This window comes from Streptomyces sp. NPDC051320 (assembly GCF_040682175.1).
Classification (GTDB): domain Bacteria; phylum Actinomycetota; class Actinomycetes; order Streptomycetales; family Streptomycetaceae; genus Streptomyces.
This window is the reverse complement of the sequence record NZ_JBFBAL010000003.1, coordinates 369,680-387,570: the sequence shown is the minus strand read 5'-3', so window position 1 is coordinate 387,570 and position 17,891 is coordinate 369,680. Positions and strand designations below refer to the sequence as shown.

The 17,891-nt window shown below is 69.1% G+C and carries 16 protein-coding genes and 2 pseudogenes; 10 read left to right on the top strand and 8 right to left on the bottom strand.

Annotated features, from left to right (window positions below):
- Window positions 1-26: 26 nt before the first annotated feature.
- Together AB0M87_RS09400 and AB0M87_RS09395 are read right to left on the bottom strand one after the other, a co-directional pair.
- Window positions 27-200, bottom strand: coding sequence for a hypothetical protein (locus AB0M87_RS09400; RefSeq protein WP_365851309.1), 174 nt, complete (start codon window positions 198-200; stop codon window positions 27-29).
- A pseudogene (locus tag AB0M87_RS09395) lies at window positions 197-498 on the bottom strand (hypothetical protein). The gene AB0M87_RS09400 and the pseudogene AB0M87_RS09395 overlap by 4 nt, the downstream one beginning before the upstream one ends.
- 180 nt (window positions 499-678) lie before the next feature.
- Between AB0M87_RS09395 and AB0M87_RS09390 the strand changes: the two are divergent.
- Together AB0M87_RS09390 and AB0M87_RS09385 are read left to right on the top strand one after the other, a co-directional pair.
- Window positions 679-1,520: pseudogene (locus AB0M87_RS09390) on the top strand (helix-turn-helix transcriptional regulator).
- Window positions 1,502-1,711: a DUF397 domain-containing protein gene (locus AB0M87_RS09385; protein WP_365851308.1), complete on the top strand. Its 210-nt coding sequence runs from the start codon at window positions 1,502-1,504 to the stop codon at window positions 1,709-1,711. The pseudogene AB0M87_RS09390 and the gene AB0M87_RS09385 overlap by 19 nt, the downstream one beginning before the upstream one ends.
- Window positions 1,712-1,732: 21 nt before the next feature.
- On the opposite strand, the gene AB0M87_RS09380 is transcribed toward AB0M87_RS09385, so the two are convergent.
- The 5 genes from AB0M87_RS09380 to AB0M87_RS09360 form a co-directional block, all read right to left on the bottom strand.
- Window positions 1,733-2,389, bottom strand: a complete 657-nt coding sequence (locus AB0M87_RS09380; RefSeq protein ID WP_365851307.1) for a YceI family protein — start codon at window positions 2,387-2,389, stop codon at window positions 1,733-1,735.
- A gap of 166 nt (window positions 2,390-2,555) precedes the next feature.
- Entirely contained in the window at window positions 2,556-3,581 is a 1,026-nt protein-coding gene (locus AB0M87_RS09375) for a glycoside hydrolase family 11 protein (protein WP_365851306.1), read from the bottom strand.
- Window positions 3,582-4,042: 461 nt separating this feature from the next.
- The gene (locus AB0M87_RS09370) at window positions 4,043-7,252 is read right to left on the bottom strand and encodes an alpha-L-rhamnosidase (RefSeq protein ID WP_365851305.1); all 3,210 of its coding nucleotides are present in this window, start codon (window positions 7,250-7,252) and stop codon (window positions 4,043-4,045) included.
- Between the two features lie 275 nt (window positions 7,253-7,527).
- A complete protein-coding gene (locus AB0M87_RS09365) occupies window positions 7,528-8,055 on the bottom strand; it encodes a DoxX family protein (protein WP_365851479.1) in 528 nt (175 codons plus the stop codon).
- A 177-nt stretch (window positions 8,056-8,232) separates the two neighbouring features.
- Complete coding sequence (locus AB0M87_RS09360) at window positions 8,233-9,696, bottom strand: MFS transporter (RefSeq protein WP_365851478.1); 1,464 nt, start codon at window positions 9,694-9,696, stop codon at window positions 8,233-8,235.
- Between the two features lie 751 nt (window positions 9,697-10,447).
- Here AB0M87_RS09360 and AB0M87_RS09355 point away from each other — a divergent pair.
- The 8 genes from AB0M87_RS09355 (at window position 10,448) to AB0M87_RS09320 (ending at window position 17,115) form a co-directional block, all read left to right on the top strand.
- A complete protein-coding gene (locus AB0M87_RS09355) occupies window positions 10,448-11,674 on the top strand; it encodes an ATP-binding protein (protein WP_365851304.1) in 1,227 nt (408 codons plus the stop codon).
- Window positions 11,671-12,075, top strand: a complete 405-nt coding sequence (locus tag AB0M87_RS09350; RefSeq protein ID WP_365851303.1) for a roadblock/LC7 domain-containing protein — start codon at window positions 11,671-11,673, stop codon at window positions 12,073-12,075. Before AB0M87_RS09355 ends, AB0M87_RS09350 begins: the two co-directional genes overlap by 4 nt.
- Window positions 12,072-12,446 (top strand): DUF742 domain-containing protein, encoded by a 375-nt coding sequence (locus tag AB0M87_RS09345; protein ID WP_365851302.1) that lies wholly within the window; start codon window positions 12,072-12,074, stop codon window positions 12,444-12,446. The genes AB0M87_RS09350 and AB0M87_RS09345 overlap by 4 nt, the downstream gene beginning before the upstream one ends.
- Window positions 12,421-13,026, top strand: coding sequence for an ATP/GTP-binding protein (locus tag AB0M87_RS09340; RefSeq protein WP_365851301.1), 606 nt, complete (start codon window positions 12,421-12,423; stop codon window positions 13,024-13,026). Before AB0M87_RS09345 ends, AB0M87_RS09340 begins: the two co-directional genes overlap by 26 nt.
- Window positions 13,027-13,093: 67 nt before the next feature.
- On the top strand, window positions 13,094-14,485 hold the full coding sequence (locus AB0M87_RS09335; protein ID WP_365851300.1) for a cytochrome P450: 1,392 nt from the start codon (window positions 13,094-13,096) through the stop codon (window positions 14,483-14,485).
- 302 nt (window positions 14,486-14,787) lie between these two features.
- A complete protein-coding gene (locus AB0M87_RS09330; RefSeq protein WP_365851477.1) occupies window positions 14,788-15,918 on the top strand; it encodes a cytochrome P450 in 1,131 nt (376 codons plus the stop codon).
- Window positions 15,915-16,697 carry an enoyl-CoA hydratase/isomerase family protein gene (locus AB0M87_RS09325; RefSeq protein WP_365851299.1) on the top strand — a complete coding sequence of 261 codons (783 nt, stop codon included), beginning with the start codon at window positions 15,915-15,917 and terminating at the stop codon, window positions 16,695-16,697. Before AB0M87_RS09330 ends, AB0M87_RS09325 begins: the two co-directional genes overlap by 4 nt.
- A 49-nt stretch (window positions 16,698-16,746) precedes the next feature.
- Window positions 16,747-17,115 (top strand): nuclear transport factor 2 family protein, encoded by a 369-nt coding sequence (locus tag AB0M87_RS09320; protein ID WP_365851298.1) that lies wholly within the window; start codon window positions 16,747-16,749, stop codon window positions 17,113-17,115.
- 7 nt (window positions 17,116-17,122) lie between these two features.
- Here AB0M87_RS09320 and AB0M87_RS09315 read toward each other — a convergent pair whose 3' ends face one another.
- Entirely contained in the window at window positions 17,123-17,884 is a 762-nt protein-coding gene (locus tag AB0M87_RS09315; protein WP_365851297.1) for an IclR family transcriptional regulator, read from the bottom strand.
- Between the last annotated feature and the right edge of the window lie 7 nt (window positions 17,885-17,891).

Below are 17,891 nucleotides of genomic sequence, written 5' to 3'. Positions count from 1 at the left end.
TTGGTCTCGGCGACGCGGGCGCTCAGTTACTCGGCCGGGCCGATCGGCCGTACGCGGGCGGGGTCCGCGTCCCACTCACGGCCCCCGCCGAGTGGCCGGAGCTGGAGGTACGGGCCCTCGTGGCCCATCACCAGCCCCGCCCGGCCGCTGCCGCCGTCGTGCACGGCCGTCCCGACCCGGGGAACGTCGACGTCCGTCACCGGGTCGCCCCGTCCGTGATCACGGCGGCGAGGGCCAGGGCGACGGGGGCGGAGCAAACGCCGAGGTGGACGAGGGCGTAACGGTGCTGCCATGCGCTGTCGCCGTCGCACGCGCCGGTGTCCTGATCCGGCCCCGGGGTGCGGACGTCCATCACGGGCAGTTGGATGCCCGGCGGCACTCAGGGCGAGAGCCAGGGCATCGCGCGCCTCGACCGGCCTCCTGGATCTTGGCCGTGCGGGTGAGGACGGCCCGTGGACTCCTACGGGGCAGGGGCGGCTTCTGCGGTGACGGCGTCATGGGTGCGTCTTCTTCCTTCGGTTGCTCTTTCGCGGAATCCCCGGCCTGGTCACACGCCCTGGACTACGGTGCGTGAGGGGGTCGTTACGACAATGGCCCGGTCGGCGGCGCGACACACCGAGGGCGCGGTGTGCTTCCCCGCTCCGCGAACCAAGTTCCACACGTTCCACGGAGGGCGCGATGCCGACGAGGCGGGCGGTAACGCGCCGCAGCAGGGAGCCACGCGCGCGGTTCGCGGAGGAGCTGCGGCTCCTGCGTACCGCGCGCGGAGAAAGTCTGCGGCAGCTGGGCGAACGGCTGGGCTGGGACTGGTCGTTGTTCGGCAAGATGGAGAAGGGCGAGACGGTCGGCGGCCCGGAGGTCGTCCAGGCACTGGACCAGTACTACGGGACACCGGGGTTGCTGCTGGCGCTGTGGGAACTGGCGGTCAGCGCCCAGACACAGTCCGGGAGCGATACCGGCGGTACATGGCGCTGGAGGCGGAGGCGACAAGCCTGTGGCACTTCGCGGTGAGCGTGCTGCCGGGGCTGTTGCAGACACCGGGGTACGCGAGGGAGGTGCTGGCGGCGGGCGGGATCAAGGAGCCCGAGTTGACGCAGCAGGTGGAAGCGCGGGTGGGGCGGCGGGAGCTGTTGGAGGGCACAGGAGCACCGGCATTCCGGACCATCGTGTCCGAGGCGGTGCTTCGGACGCAGTTGCGTAACCTCCAGGAGTGGCGAGGGCAGTTGGAGTATCTGGAAGAGATGGGGGAGCGGGACGAGGTGACGGTTCCGGTGCTCCCGTTCAGTGCGGGGCCGCACGGACTGGACAGCACCGATGTCTGGTTCCTGCGCCTGGCAGGCGGGCGTACCGTGGCCTACACAGAGAACGCCTACAGGGGTGAACTCATCGAGGCAGACGTGCCGGTTGAACGGCTTCAACGTGCCTACGATGCGGTGCGTGATCTGGCCTTGTCTCCGGCCGAGTCACGGAAGTTCATCCTGAGCATGTTGGAGGAAGTACCTTGCGATCCCTCGACCTGAGCGCCGCTAACTGGCGCAAGAGCTCCTACAGCAACTCGGACGGTGGCGCGTGCATCGAGGTCTCCCATGACCTGGCCACCGTCGTTCCCGTCCGGGACAGCAGGAACCCGCACGGCCCCGTGCTCACCTTCACGACGGACGGCTGGTCGTCGTTCGTGTCCGCCGTGAAGGACGGCGACGTGAGCGCCTGAGACGTGCCGGGAGGACGTTGATCACTCGGCGCCGGTGGTGCGGATGGCGGCGATGTCGAACTGAAGGCGGACCTTCTCGCTCACCATGGCTCCGCCCTCGGCCAGCCGGGCGTTGTACGTCAGCCCCCACTCGGAACGGTTGATGGTGGTCGTGCCGTCGAAGCCGACGCGCTCGTACCCGAACGGGTCGGTGACGTGACCGATGTAGGTGAGTTCCAGGACGACGGGACGGGTGGTGTCCCTGATGGTGAGATCGCCGATCATGCGGAAGACGTCAGGCTCCGCGATTTGCACGGCTGTGCTGTTGAAGGTCAGTCGGGGGTATTTCGCGGCGTTGAGGAAGTCACGGCCGACCAAGTGGGCGTCTCGTTGCTCCACGCCCGTGTCGACGCTGGCGGTGGACAGAGCGATCCTGGCCTGGGAGCGGGCGGGATTGTGGCCGTCGAAGTAGAGACGGCTCTCGTACTCGGTGAAAGCACCGCGCACCGTCGTCACCATGGCGTGTCGTACGGAGAACCCGATCCTGCTGTGCGCCGGGTCGACGATCCACTCTCCGGTGAGCGCCGCCATGGCCGGGTCCGGCAGGGCGGCCCCATGGGGTGCAGCACCCTGGGGAGCTGCGGGAGCGGCGGATGCCGCCACGCGTCGGGCTGAGGTGCTGCGGCTGAAAAGGTTCATGGACCAATTAGCTATTTCAGCGCGGGTGGTCCACGCAAGGCGTGGTCAGGAAACCCGCCATCCCCTGAGTGGATCTCCACAGTTTGGAGGTGCCGGCCCACGAGGCGGGTGGACGTGGACGGCCCCGCCTGATGGACGGGGCCGTCGTGGACTACGTCGGTGGGGGTCAGGTGGCGCTGCAGGAGACGGTGGGCCAGGTGGTGGTGCCGTTGGTTTGGAGGGTGACGCCGAAGGTGTTGCCGTTGCCGTTGGGTTTTGCGGTGAGGACTTGGGCGTTGGGGTAGCTTGTGCTGGTGTTCCAGGTGGCGGTGATCTTTTCGGGGGTGGGGACGTTCATGGTGACGGTCCAGTTGTTGGAGCCGGTGACGGTGACGTTGAGGTTGTAGCGGTCGTTCCACTTCTGGCCTGCGGACAGGGTCGCGGTGCAGCCACCGCTGCTCCCGCCGCCACCGCCGGTGCTGCCACCGCCGGATGAGCTGCCCAGCGTGATGTTGGAGTTCCCGCTGCTCTGGTAACCCTCAGTGGCCAAGATCATGTAGTTGAAGTTGCCCATGTTCATGCCGTGTTGGGCCCACGCGTCGAAGTGGTTGCCGGTGGTGATGGTGCCGCCCGTTCGCTTCGACTGCCGGACGCTCCAGTACTGGTTGAAGGTCTTAGTGCCCTCGATGGAGGGGGCGTTGACGCGCGTCGTCTCGTAGATGTCGTACGTGCCGCCGTCGCTGGTGACGGTGCCCTTGTACGTTCCGGTGGGCCGGTAGGTGCCCCAGTTGTCGACGACGTAGTACTCCACGAGCGGATTTGTCGTCCATCCGTAGAGGGACAGGTAAGCGTTTCCGGACGGGTTGAAGCTGCCCGAGTAGTTCACACTCTTGCGCCCGCCGGTGCTCCAGCCCTTTCCGGCGACGAAGTTCCCGACGTTGCTCCACGACGTGCTGTAGTTGCCGCCGGATCCCAGATTCATCGAGGTCGAACCGCCGCCGTCGGTCCAGAACGAATAGTAGTAACCGTTGTTGGTGCCGGTCTGATTGGACGAGATGGTCGTGTCGGCGCTGGCGGTGGCGGGCACCGCGAGCGCGGCCATAGCGACCATCGCCATGGCGCCGACACTGCTGATGAGCAGCCTGAAGCGGGTGAGCGGCGCGAAGCGACCGCGTCGGGAGGTCCTCGGATGTGTGGCGGGTGCATCGTTCATGTGCGTGCTTCCTCCTCGTCCTCGTGAGGCCGGTGGGGGCCAGGCAGCGTGACACGCCCCTGCGGGGGGAGCGCCTTCGAACGGGCGATGAGGCGACCGGAAGGTGATGTCGCCCGAACAGTGACTGAGATCCGTCAACGGGGAACAGTGTTGATCTGACCTCATCAACTGTCAATAATTTCGGCACGTACTACGAAACTGCCGAATGGGTGACGGCTCTTTGATCAAGTCATTCATGCTGGCCGCGCGTATATGGGGAGTGAGGTTCCGAGTTTCTTGGCGAAATCCAGGATCTTTGGATCGCGCACGAAGACTGCTTTCTTCGAAAGTTTCGAACCGTTCTCTTGGAACGCGCCCGTCGACCAGGCGCCGAAAACGGCGAAGGGCCTGCCCGCAGCAAGGTGCTGCGAGCAGGCCCCCGATGAGTGTCAGGCCCCATGCGTGTCAGGCCGTGATACGGGTCAGGCCGTGAAGTGGTGGCTGCCCGAGCCGACCCGGTACACCGTGCAGCCGTCCTCCTTGCGGAGGAAGGTCGCGTGGGCGGGGGTGCGCGTGGCCGGGACATCGGCCGGGATCCACACCTCGGCGGCGGTGTTGGGAGGCACGGTGCACGTCAGGGCGAAGTCGCCGGGCCGCTGCTGCCAGTGCGTGGAGATCGGACCGTAGACGGAGGTGAACGTGGCGCGGGCCGAGGTCACGTCCCCGCCCGGACGGGGGCGTACGACGATCTCGCGGTACCCGGGCCGGCCCGCCGAGAGGCCGGCGATGTTGGTGTACATCCACTCGCCCACCGAACCGTAGGCGTAGTGGTTGAAGGAGTTCATGTCCGGGCTCTGGAAGCTGCCGTCGGGCCGGATGGAGTCCCACCGTTCCCACATCGTGGTGGAGCCCCTGTCGATCTGGTAGCCCCAACTGGGGAAGGTGCGCTGTTGGAGCAGACAGTAGGCGACGTCGTTGTGCCCCGTTTCGGTGAGGACCGGAAGCAGCCGGGGCGTACCGAGGAAGCCCGTCGACAGATGCCAGTCTTTGGCCTCGATGAGGGCGACGAGTCGGTCGGCTGCCGCCTTCCGCTGCGAATCGGGCAGCAGGTTCATCGACAGAGCGAGGACGTAGGCCGTCTGCGTGTCGCCCTTCACCTTGCCGTCGGCGGTGACATAGGCGTTCTGGAATGCCGTGCGGACGCGGGTGAAGAGGTGGAGGTAGGGGGTGGGGTCCTGAGCGAGCTCCGTGGCCGTCCGGGCCGCGAGGTCGGCGCTGTGTGCGAAGTACGCGGTGGCGATGACGTCCTTCGGGGTCTCGTCGGAGACGTTCAACCAGTCGCCGTATCCACTGGCCGGCCGCAGCAGGTTGTCGCTGTGCTGCTCCAGGTACTGCAGCCAGGACCTGATGGACGGCCAGGCATCCTCCAGCACCTGCTGGTCCCCGTATGCCTGGTAAAGGGACCAGGGCACGGTGACACCTGCGTCACCCCAGCCCGCGACGCCGTTGCCGACCGTGCCGACCATGGGGGCCACGTCCGTGAAGGCGCCCTCGTTGGTCTGGGCGTCGCGCAGGTCCACCAGCCACTTGGTGAGGAAGCGGGCCGACTCCATCGTGTACGCGGCCGTGGGCGCGAAGACGTTGATGTCGCCCGTCCACCCGAGGCGTTCGTCGCGCGCAGGCGTGTCCGTCGGGATGGAGAGGAAGTTGCCGCGCTGGCCCCAGGTGATGTTGCTGTGCAGCTTGTTGAGCATCGGGACGTTGGTCTCGAAGTCGAAGGTGAAGGGCGCGGACGTATGCATGACGCGACCGGACACGGCTTTCGCTGAGGGAGTGCCGGGGAACCCGGTCACCTCGACGTAACGGAAACCGTGGAAGGTGAAGCGCGGCTCGTACGTCTCCTCGCCGCCGCCCTTGAGGGTGTATCGGTCGGTCGCGGCGGCGGTGCGCAGGTTCGCCGTGTAGAGGGTGCCGTCCGGGTTGAGTACCTCGGCGTGCCGCAGCCGCACGGTCGTACCCGCATCGCCGGAGACGCGCAGCCGGACCGATCCGACCATGTTCTGGCCCAGATCGAAGACGAAGACGCCCGGGGCCGGTTCGGTCACCCGCTGGACCGGGAGTTCCTTCGCCACCCGCACCGGGCCGTCCACCTGCGCGACGATCAGGTCGGGAGCGGCGTCGCCCGCACCGCGGACGTCCAGCCAGTCGCGGTCGTCGAAGCCGGGCGAGGTCCAGCCGGGGGTCTCCTTGCGGGCGTCGTATGTCTCGCCGCCCAGCAGGTCGGCGGCGACGATCGGCCCGGCGGCGGCCCGCCAGTCGGTGCCCGAGGTGATGCGTTCGCTCGTCCCATCGGCGTACTCGACCTCCAACTGTGCCAACAGCGCCGGTCGTTCACCGTACTGGTGCGGCCCGAACATGCCCACGTTGCCCGCATACCAGCCAGGGGCCAGGTGAGCGCCGATGGCATTGGCGCCCGGGCGCAGCAGCGTGGTGACGTCGTAGGTCTGGTACTGGACGCGTTCGCGGTAGTCGGTCCAGCCGGGAGCGAGCTGATCGCGGCCCACCCGGCGGCCGTTGAGGTGGGCCTCGTACAGACCGAGAGCCGTGGCGTACAGGCGCGCTCGGGACACCTTCTTGCCCGGCAGCGTGAACGCGCGCCGCAGCTGAGGGGCGGCGTACGACGTCGGGACGACCTTTCCCCAGGGTCCGGCGCCCCACGCGGCTGCCTCCTTCGCCGCCGGCCAGCCGCTGTCATTGAAGTCGGCCCCGCGCCAGTCGTCGGCGGGTTCCGCGTCCGTCGACTTCCACGAAGAGTCGGTGACGATCCGCTGCTCGCCGGAGGCCGTGCTGAGGGTGAGGACGGCAACCAGGCCCGCAGGTCCCTCGGTCGCGTTGGTCGCCGAGACCGCGAGCACGTTCCGGCCGGAACGCACCTGGGCGAGGACGTCGAGGACGGCCGGGCGACGCCATCCGTCGTTGTCCGTCGCCAGGTCGGTGCGCGCCACCTCGGTGCCGTTCACCGAGACCGCGTACACATTGTCCGCGCTGATGGCCAGCGTCGCCGCCGTGACACCGTCCGGGATGTCGAGGGTGCGACGGAACCAACGGGTGGCCGCCGGAGCGCTGTTGGCCGGTTCGCCCTCGGGGAACCAGATCCATGCGCTGCCCTCGAAAGACGGCGCGTCAGTGAGGGCCGGGGGAGCGGAGACCCATTCCGCGGTCCACTGCGCGGCGTCCATGAGGCCGGTTTCCCACCATGACGGGGTGCTCCAGCCGGAGGCACCGCCGTCGGCGTCCCACACGCGTACGGACCAGAAGTAGCGGGTCCGCGGCTTGAGCTCCGGGCCTGCGTACGGGACGAGGACGGACTCGGCGGACGTCACCTTCCCGCTGTCCCAGACGTCCGGGTGCGACAGGCCCGACGCACTGGAGGCAACGCGGATCTGATACGAGCTCTGGCGTACGTCCGGCGTGTCCGAGGCCATCGGCCAACTGAGGCGCGGGTGCCGGACGTCGAGGCCCAGGGGGTGCTGCACGTACTCGACGGTGGGCGTGGTGAAGCGCAGGGCGGCGCGCCGTGCAGGCGCCCGGTCGGGTGCGGACGCCGGTGCGGCAGTGGCCGATCCGGCTCCGGCGGCCACGGCTGCGACCGTTGCCGCTCCACTCGCCAGGACGTTTCTCCTACTGATCACTGCGACCCCTCACGTAGTAGTGGTGAATCGATTCACGGCGTGAAGGTAGAGGTGTGTGTCGAAGGGGTCAATGGAGCGCGCGGGTATTTCTTGGCAGGTAGTCGTCTGCGGGCGGGCGACCACCGGTGTTCGGATAGTGCCGGGTGAATGGTTTCAGCCTATCGACCGCAGGTCGCCCCGTACGCGGAGGCGGACGGGCAATCGGGCGGTGATCCGTGTGCCGCCCCCTCCGCGCGGGTGCGTCCCGTCCGGCCGTGAGCCGGGGAGGGCAGGCGTCAGTCGCGCAGCATCAGGGTGACGCCGGCCACGACGAGACCGAGGACGGCCGCGGCGATGCCGTAGGAGAAGCGGTGCGCGCGCAGGCCCGGCAGCAGCCGGTCCGCGGCGAACGCGCCCGGGCCGGTGAGGGTGACGGCCAGCGCGGCCAGGGCGAGGAACAGTTCGTACTCGACGCCGGCGGGGGCGAAGAAGCCGCCGCCCCACTTCACCGCGATCGCGTTGACGAGGGTGCCGAGCAGACCCGCGCCGGCGAGCGGGGTGAGCAGGCCGAGGGCCATCCCGAGCCCGCCGAGCGTCTCGGTCAGTCCGGCCACGGCCGCGAACGCGTGCGGCGAGGGGTAGCCGGAGGCCGCGAAGAACTGTCCGGTTCCGTGGAGGCCGCCTCCGCCGAACCAGCCGAAGAGCTTCTGGGCACCGTGGGCGGCCATGGTGAGGCCGAGGGCCAGGCGCAGCACCAGCAGTCCTGTGTCGTGCGCGTGGGGGGATGCTGCCTGCGCGCCGGCGGTGGCGGCCGAGCGGGACAGGATCGTTCCTGAGGTCACGTGGGGTCTCCTCGTGTGGGGGCGGCCGGTGCCACGCTGCGCTGAGCGGCGTCCGTCCAATGAACTTGAAAGTTCAAACTAACCGCTCCAGGGATGTGCTTCAACTTTCAAGCTCACCTGTGAACCGTCTGTGGACCACCCGATGTTCGGCCCGACGGTTCAGTCGAGGGGGCTGTCGGCCGGATCCGTGTGGTGCCGGACGCGGACGTCGACGAGGGCGACGAGCAGCGCGGCGACCACGAAGGCGAGGGAGACGATGAGGCCGTGGTCGTACGCGACGGCCCATCCGGCCCCGGCGACCTGGGCGAAGAACACCGACCCGACGGCGGCGATGCCGATGGCGGATCCCACCCGTTGTCCCGTCTGCAGGGTCCCGCCGGCGCTTCCGGCCGACGCCACGGGCACCCGGGAGAGGGTCAGGGCCTGGTTGGGGGCGATGACCAGTCCGCTGCCCAGGCCGGCGAAGAGCAACGGCAGGGCCATCGCCCAGCCGGCCCCCTTGCCCGGCACCAGGTGAACGGCCAGCGCGGTCCCACCGAGTCCGACGGCGACCATGGTCAGCCCGGCGGCCACCAGTGGACGCCCGAATCGCGCCACGAGCCGGCCGCCGACCGCCGCCGCGAACCCGGAACCCAGGGCGAAGGGGGTGACGGAAAGGCCGGCCAGCAAGGCGCTGTAGTGCAGGCCGCTCTGCAGGTAAAGGGTGGTGATGAAGAAGATCGAGGTGAAACCGGCGAAGTACAGCAGGATGAGCAGGCAGCCGGCCGAATAGCTCCGCACCCGAAAGAGCGAGAGGTGGAGTACGGGGTCCCGGCCACGCGCCCCCCAGCGGTGCTCCCATGCGACGAAAGCCCCCAGCAGGACCGCCGCGAGCAGCACCAGTAGCCACTTGAGGCTGCTGTGCCACTGCTGCGCCTGTACGAAGGGCAGCAGCAGGGCGAGCACGCCGAAGCCGAGCAGGAGGACCCCCACCGGATCGAGCTTGCGCAGTGTCACCCGGCCGGCGGAGGGGGTGTCCGGCAGGAGCCGGCGAGCCAGGTAAAGACAGACGACGCCCAGCGGCAGGTTCACGTAGAAGACCCACCGCCACCCCTCCTGCGCTCCGCCGACCTGGATGAGCAGACCGCCCAGCACGGGACCGACGGCGGTCGAGATGCCTACCACGGTGCCGAACATCCCGAACGCGCGACCGCGCTCCGCGCCGGAGAACATCTGTTGGATCAGCGCGGAGATCTGCGGGGAGACGAGGCCACCGGCCAGCCCTTGTGCCACCCGCGCCACCACCAGCCAGGTACTCGACTGGGCCGCGCCGCAGGCCGCCGAGGCCAGCGTGAACAGGGCCAGCCCCGTCATGAAGACCGCGCGTCTGCCCCGGGCGTCGCCCATCCGCCCCGCCGGAATCAGCAACAGTCCGAAGGCGAGGGCATAGCCGGACAGCACCCATTGCAACTGGGCTTCGTGGGCGCCGAGCCCTTCACGGATCGACGGCAGGGCGACGTTGACGATGGAGACGTCGAGCAGCGTCATGAAACCGGCCATCAGACAGACGGCGAGCGCCTGCCAACGGTGCGGGTCGGGCTCCGGGTTGTCGCGGCCCCGGCCCCCTCCGTGGCCGTCAGCCACTGAGGGACCGGTGGAGCCGGTGGGGGACTCGGACGGCTCTCGGGACGAAGGGCCCACGTGTACCTCCTCCGCTCGGCCGTGCGGCGTTCCGGGATGTCATGCTGCGGCGCTGTGTACCCGCTGGTCATCGAGACATGCCTCGATACGCCGAACGGCCGCACCGCCAGGGGCGCACCCGCTCGCCGGGGCTGCTGGGCAGCCGGCGTAATGCGGGCCGAGCCGGAGGGAGGGTCTTCCCGGTCTTGCCGACCTCGACGGTCCAGGCTTCGCTGTCCAGCCGCAACAGGTTCCTCTGCGGCTGGATGAAGGGCGGGGTGCTGCCCGTCGGCTGCCGGAACATGAGGTTTGGCGTGAAGCCGGAGGCCGGCTCGGCCGGGACGTTCGGCTCGTCGGGGCGGCGAACCGTTGCTCGTTGACAGCCGTCCCCGGCCCCCGGCGCCGTCCCGTGTACGGCAGGGGCCGCGACCACCGCTAAATCTTCACATTGTGTGGATGGGGCTGTGGGCTCCCAATTCGGTGTAACCGGCCAGTAGGGAACGGGGATTGGCCTTCCACCCAATGATAAGATCATCTGACTTCCAGTTGGGCTGACGGCGTGCGGGGGCATTCCGGAGGGATGCATTCCGCAGTTCCACTCCTGGAGTGGCCCTCCCGGCCATGCCCGCTCCGCGGCATTTCCAGCCACGGTCCGTGCGGCATGCCGAGCGGGTACCGAGCCGTATCCATAGCCATGGCACTTGAAGTGAGTCTCATGACATTTCCCCACAGCCTCGTCGCCTGGGCGCTGGTTGTCGTAGCGCTGATCGCACTGGTCACAGTGGGCGCCGTTCTGCGGGCTCGCACGACCAACGCCGGGCTGCGCAGGCGGAACGACCAACTGCAGCGGGAGCGCGAAACGCTGCTGCGGCACCGGGACGAACTCCATGCCGTCAACTCCGACCTGACGAAGCGTCAGTCATTCGAACTGGCCGAAGTCCGCAAGGACGCCGAGGAGGAGACCAAGGCAGTCCTCAAGGCCGCGGTGCGCACCCTGCAGGGCCTCGCGGACGAGCAGCAAGTGGTCATCGAGAAGGCGCAGACCAAGTACGGCGACGACCCGCGGATCCTCGCCGACCTGATGGCCATCGATCACACCAACAGCCAGTTCGGGCGGCGCGCGCAAGGTATCGCGGTGCTCTGCGGTGGCTGGCTCGGACGCCGGGAGACCGTGGCGTCGGCCTTCGACGTGGCCCGCAGTGCTCAGGGCCGTATCCGGCAGTTCGACCGGGTACGCATCAACGGGCAGGTGAACTTCTCGGTCGTCAGCAGGGCCGTGGAACCCGTGGCGGTGGTTCTCGCCGAGCTGCTGGCCAACGCGACCAACTACTCCGCTCCCGGCACCCCGGTGGAGATCAACATCCAGGCCGTCCCCAAGGGCGTCTGCCTCATCGTCGACGACGCCGGCCTCGGCATGGCCCAGGAGGAGAAGGATCGCGCGGCGGAACTGCTCGCCCCGCAGGCCGCGATCAGCGTGTCCAGTCTGGGCATCCCGCCACGCTTCGGGTTCGCCGTCTCCGGCGTGCTGGCAGCCCGTTACGGGTTCAAGGTCTCGGTCGACTCGGTATCCCCCTATGGAGGCGTGCGCGCGGTGGTTCTCCTGCCCGATGAGCTTCTGACCGGCGACGTCCCCCCGTCGCCCGCAGCCGGCCACACCTACCAGGCCGACGCACCGCAGCCGCAGCCTGCCGCCCCGGCCCCCACTCCGCTGTTTCCCCCCGTCGCACAGCCGGCCGTTCCGGCCCCGCAGCCCGTGGTGCACGACACCACCCCCGGCGGCCTGCCGAAACGTCGTCGCCAGAGCCCCGTGTCGATGGTGCCGTCAGCCGATCCCGAGCCGGTGCCGAGCAACGAGGCGACCGCTTCCCGATTGGGCGCGTTCCAGCGCGGCACCCGGTCGGGGCGTGACATGACGACCATGGAAGGACCTGAGAGCCAGTGAACCCCGATCTGTCCTGGGTGCTCAACGACGTACTCCAGGTACCCGGCGCGCAACACGCGATCCTCGTCTCCGCCGACGGCCTCCTGCTGGCCAGCTCCGACGACATCGGCAGGGACGACGCGGAGACCGTCGCCGCCGCCATGAGCTCGATGCAGTCACTGAGCCGGGCTGTCGCCCCCTTCGTGGGCAAGCAGACGCCCGGACGGTGGCGGCAGACACTCCTCGAGTACGAGGGCGGCTGGATCTTCCTGATCGCGGCCGGCAGTGGCGCCTACCTCGCCGCCGCCGCCGCGGCCGAGGTGGACATGGAGGCCATGTCCTTCCGGATGCAGCAGCTAGTCAGCGCCCTCGGAAAGGCGATGACCACACCTCCGCGCCAGAGTGCGGGAAGCAGCACGTGACGGCGTCGGGGGAGGAGCGTCCGGTCAACAGCGGGTTCGTCCGGTCGTACGTGATCACCGGCGGCCGCGGCTTGCCGGACGCGGACGACCTCACCCTCGTCACGCTGGTCACCATCGCACCCGACCGGCAGCCCTACCGGAATCCGAGCCCCGAGATCCAGGCGATCTGGGACCTGTGTTCCGGCGGCTATCTGTCGGTGGCCGAAGTCGCCGGCCGACTCGAACTCCCCGTCGGTGTGGTGCGGCTCCTGCTGCAGGATCTGGCCGACCAGGGTCACTTACTGCGCCGCCAGGTACCGCCCACCGCGCAGCTGGTTGACAGGAAGATCCTCGAGGAGGTGTTGCATGGACTCCATGCCCGGTTCGGCTGAGCTCCGTCCGATCGAAAGCATCTACGTGCCGGACGCGGTGCAGCGCGCGGTGAAGATTCTCGTCGTCGGACACTTCGCCGTGGGCAAGACGACGCTGATCGGCACCCTCTCCGAGATCACTCCGCTGCGTACCGAGGAGCGGATGACGCAGGCCGCCGCCGACATCGACGACCTCCGGGGAGCTCCGGGCAAGGAAACCACCACGGTCGCGCTGGACTTCGGCCGTCTGACACTGAGCGACGAGCTGGTGCTGTACCTCTTCGGCACACCCGGCCAGCAGCGCTTCGTCGAGCTCTGGGAGGACATGGCGCGGGGTTCGCTCGGCGCACTGCTCCTCGTCGACCCGGCCCGTCTCGCGGACACCTTCCCGGTCATCGACCTGGTCGAGAAGTACGGCCTCGAATACGCCGTCGCGGTCAACAGTTTCGACCCGCACACCCGCCACGCGGAGGAGGAGCTGCGTGAGGCCCTCGACCTGCTGCCGGACACCCCCGTCGTGTACTGCGACGCCCGGGACCGGAACTCGTCCGCACAGACACTGATCACCCTGGTCAGGCACCTTCTCGCCCGGGTGGCCTGACCCCGTTCCCTTCCGCCGTCCACCGCCCGTGGCCCGCACGGACCGCGATCACACAGAGGAAGCACACATGGACTCTCAGTCGAGAGCCACTCCATACAACGCCCCCACTGGGTGTCCGATGCACCAGGAGCGGCAGCAGACCTCGCTCTACGGGGCGGAGTTCGCGTCCGATCCGCAGCGCATCTACGACGAGTTCAGGGCGCACGGTCCCGCCGCGCCGATCGAACTGGCGCCGGGGGTGTCCGCCACGCTGGTGGTCCAGCACGAAGCCGCGCTGCGCGTGCTGCAGAATCCGGCTCTCTTCGCTCGGGACTCCCGGCGGTGGAACGCGCTGCAGGAGGGACAGGTGCCGCTCGACAGCCCGGTGCTGCCGATGATGGCCTACCGTCCCAACTGCCTGTTCACCGACGGCACCGAGCATCTGCGCCTGCGCAAGGCCGTCACCGAAAGCCTCGCCCGGCTCAACTCCAGCCGGCTGAGCCGGGACGTCGAGCGCATCGGCGACTACCTGATCGACCAGTTCATCGAACGCGGCAGCGCCGACCTGCTCAACGACTACGCGAAGCTCCTGCCGCTGCTGCTCTTCAACCAGCTCTTCGGCTGCCCCAGCGATATCGGTGACCGGCTGACCCGCCACATGTCCGCGATCTTCGACGGCGAGGACGTGCTGCGGGCCAACGCCGAGCTCACGGCCTGCCTGATGGAGCTCGTCGCGCTGAAGCGGCGGCAGCCCGGGGAAGACATCACCTCCTGGCTCATTCAGCACCCGGCGGGCCTGCGGGACGAGGAACTCAAGGATCAGCTGGTCATGCTGATGGGCGCGGGCGTCGAGCCGGAGCGCAATCTCATCGCCAACGCGCTGCTCCTCATGCTGGCCGGCGACGAGCCGGAATCACCCCGGGGCGGCCCGGGGATGCTGGTCGAAGACGCCCTCAACGAAGTGCTGTGGGACAACGCGCCCATCGCCAACTACGCGACGCACTACCCGGTCCAGGACGTCGAGTTGGGCGGCATGGTGCTCCGGGCGGGCAGCCCCGTACTCATCAGTTTCGCGGCCGCGAACAGCGATCCCGCTCTCACCGACGCACGCCGGACCCTGAGCAAGGGTGCCCACCTCGCCTGGGGGGCGGGCCCCCATGTCTGCCCGGCGAAGTCACCCGCCCAGCTCATCGCCCTCACCGCGATCGAGAAGATTCTGAACGTACTGCCGGACGTCACCCTCGCCCGGCCCGCCGCGGAAGCGGAGTGGCGGCGCGGCCCCTTCCACCGGGCGCTGGTCTCCCTGCCGGTCCGCTTCACCCCGAGCGCCGCGCGGCGCTCCGCGGCAACTCCGCAGACTCCTTCATCGCTGCCGGCCGCCGCCCCCGGTGCGTCTTCCGCAGCGCACGCCGCTCCGGTGGAGCCGCAGAAGAAGACCAAGGGCTGGTGGAGTTCCTTCCTGGACGTGTTCCGCGCGTGACGGGGCGGCCACCGCGGTACGGCCGCGGTGGCAACGTCCGTACCACCAACACCATCCGCAACCCCTGTATCGAGCATCTCTTCTGTGACATGGGCAACAAAGTTCGACGCATGCCCCAGATATGCGGAGGGGTAGGTTCTGGGCGATAACCAGGAGCCCAGGGCAAGGAACTCTGCGTGAGCACTCTGTGTGATCTAGACCGGCCGCCCGTCGACCGCCGCGCCCTCGTCTCCCTGCTCCGGCGTCTGAACTCACCGGCAGGGCAGGCCGATCCGTACCCGCTTTTCGCCGAGCTGAGGGCCATGGGCGACGTCGTCCCGGCTCCCTGGGGCGCGTACTTCGTCACCGGCTTCGATGCCTGCAGCCAGGTTCTCCGCGGCCGGGACTGGCTGGCTCCGGACTTCGCCTGGCAGGAGCGTCAGGCGCATACGGAACGCTGGGAAGCGCCGGCCACCCGGGAGATGACCAAAACCCTCTCCCGTCTCAACGCTCCGGAGCACACCTGCCAACGCCGCAGCCTGGGTAACCTCTTCGACCGCTCGACCATCCAGCGGCTGACCCCGCACGTCGAGCGGGACGTCAGCCGGCTCCTCGCCGAGCTGGCCGGCGAACTGCGCGGCGGAAGCGCCGATTTCGCCGAAATCGTCAGTGAACAGCTCCCCATCAGCACCGTCGGATCGTGGCTCGGAATTCCGCCCGAGGACTATCCCGGCATCCTGGAGATCACCCACAACCAGGTGTACGCCCAGGAGTTGCTGCCCACCAAGAGCCAACTCGGCGTATCCGCCGACGCGACCGTCCTGCTGCGGACGTATTTCACCGACCTGATCCGGCAACGCCGGGCCGCGCCGGGGAACGACGTGCTGAGCGGATGGATACGTACCTGGGACTCGCTCGAGCCGGACCGCGAAGCGGCGGACGAAACCCTGTACCGGCTCACGATGTTCGTCACCATCGCCTCACTGGAGACCACCGCGACCCTGCTGTCGGCGGTGGTCTGGCAGTTACTGAGGGAGCCCGGCCGGTGGAGCTGGCTGCGGGAGCGGCCCGAGCACATCGAAGCCGCCATCGAGGAGGCCCTTCGGTATGATCCGCCGATACACATCAACACCCGGGTCGCGGCCACCGACACCGAACTGGCGGGCGTCCCGATCGCCAAGGACACCATGGTCCATGTCATGTACGGGGCGGCGAACCACGATCCACGGCGTAACGCGGACCCGCACAGCTTCGACATTCTCCGCGCCGGAAACCACCTCACCTTCGGAGGTGGCGCGCACTACTGCCTGGGCGCAGCCCTCGCCCGTCTGGAGACCCGCACCATGCTCACCCAACTCCTGCGCCGCTTCCCCACCTTGCGTGCCCTTTCGCCCCCTGAACACGCCGCTCGCATGGTTTTCAGACGGGTCACCTCGCTGCGGGTGACGATATGAAGGTCTCGCTCCCCGGTTACCTGCACCCGCAGGGCCGACGGGCCGGCACGGTGCGCTCCACGCGGGAGGGCGCTGTCCTGCGTGTGGAACTGAACGACCCGGCGAACGGCAACGCGGTCACCGACGCCATGCTGAACGGCCTGCTGGAGATCTTGGCGGTACCGGACCCCGAGGTCCGGGTACTGGTACTGAGCGGTGCCGGAGACGACTTCTGCCTGGGGGGCGACCGGACCGAGTTCACCGACTGGCTCGACGAGGACCCCACCGGGCGCGGTATCCGCATTTCGGTCGACAAGGCCCGCCGGGTGTGCGAGGCCATCTCCGGCAACCATGCCGTGACCATCGCCGCCGTACACGGCAGAGCCATCGGCGCGGGTCTGGCCCTGGCTCTCGCCTGTGACCTGCGGGTCGGCGCCGACACCGCCGTCTTCCGGCTGCCGGAGCTGGCGCTCGGACTGCCCACCGCCTGGGGCGGTGTCCTCCCGCGCCTGATCCACGAGGTCGGCGCGGCCCGCGCACGCGAACTCATCCTGACCGGCCGGGCCTTCGACGCCACCGAGGCCCACGAGCTGTCGGTCCTGCAACGTGTCGTGTCCCGGGACGGCCTCGACGAGGCGGTCGCCGCCTGGACCAGACCGATCGTCCGCCGCCCGGAGGCCGCCCTGCGCGTCACTAAAGCGGTGTTCAACTCCTACGCCGCCCCGACCCGGCTCGGCGACCCCTCCGTGCTGGACGCCGAGCTCATGGCCTGTGTCGCGGCCGCGACCCGAAGGACCTGATGGCTTAGCGTGTTCCTCCCGTCCGCCATCGGAACCGGAGGAACACATCGTGTCGCAGACCGAGAAGGCCCGGAAACCGGAAGACCTCACCCGGCTGTTCGTCGAACGCGCCAACGCGGGCGACGCGGACGGCATCGCCGCGCTGTACGAGGAGAACTCCGTCATGGCGTACCCGCCCGGCACTCAGACGGTGGGCCGGGAGGCGATTCGGGCGTTCTGGGCGGAGGCACTGTCCGGGCAGGCAGTGCGCTTCGAGCCGGAACCCCCGCTGCCGACGCTGATCAGCGGGGACATCGCGCTCACCTCGACGCCCCCGAAGGACCGTGTGGGTGCCCGGGCGCAGGTGGTACGCAGGCAGCCGGACGGCACGTGGCTGCGGTTGCTGGACCAGCCGGAGTTCGTCACACCTGGCAGCTGAAGCGGCTTCACCCCAGCCGAGCGGCGATGTCCGAAGCGCAGGCGTGCAGGGCGGGCACATGCGCCCGGAGCTCCTGCTGTGAGGTGAGCGCGACGGCGGCGCCCAGCGAGACCGCCAGCCGGGGGCGGCCACCCCGGCCCATGTCCGGGACGGTCACGGCGACCGAGCGGACTCCTATCTCGTTCTCCTCGTCCACCTCAGCCCAGCCGCGCGCCCGTACCTGTACCAGCTGTTCGCGCAAGTCCGCGGCATCGACGCAGGTCCGGGGGGTGACGGCGGACAGCCCCTCGGCGAGCAGCTTCTCGCGCTCCTCGTCGGGGAGCGCGGCGGCGAGGGCCTTGCCGAGCGAGGTGGCGTGCCAGAGGTTGCGGGTCCCCTCGGCGCTGCGCAGCTGGAGGTGCTGGGTTCCCTCGGCGGTGAGGACGAGCAGTACCTCGTCGCCGTCCAGCACGCCGGCGATCGCGGGCAGCCCGGTACGCGAGGCAAGCCGGCGCAGGGGGGCCGACGCGCCGGCCCAGCCCGCCTCGGTGCGTTGGAAGCCCCGGGCCAGTTCGAGGACCCGCACGCCGAGGGCGTACCGCCGGGCGTCCTCGTCGTACGCCACGAACCCCTCTGCGGTCAGTCGGCCCAGCAGTCGGTGCGCGCTGCTGACCGGGAGCTGCGCCTGGCGGGCGATCGCGCTGACACCCGCACCGGCCGGCAGATCGGCCAGCACCGTCAGCAGCCGCAGTCCTCGGCCGAGCATGTCGTCACCGGGTGGGGTGCTCACCGCGCGC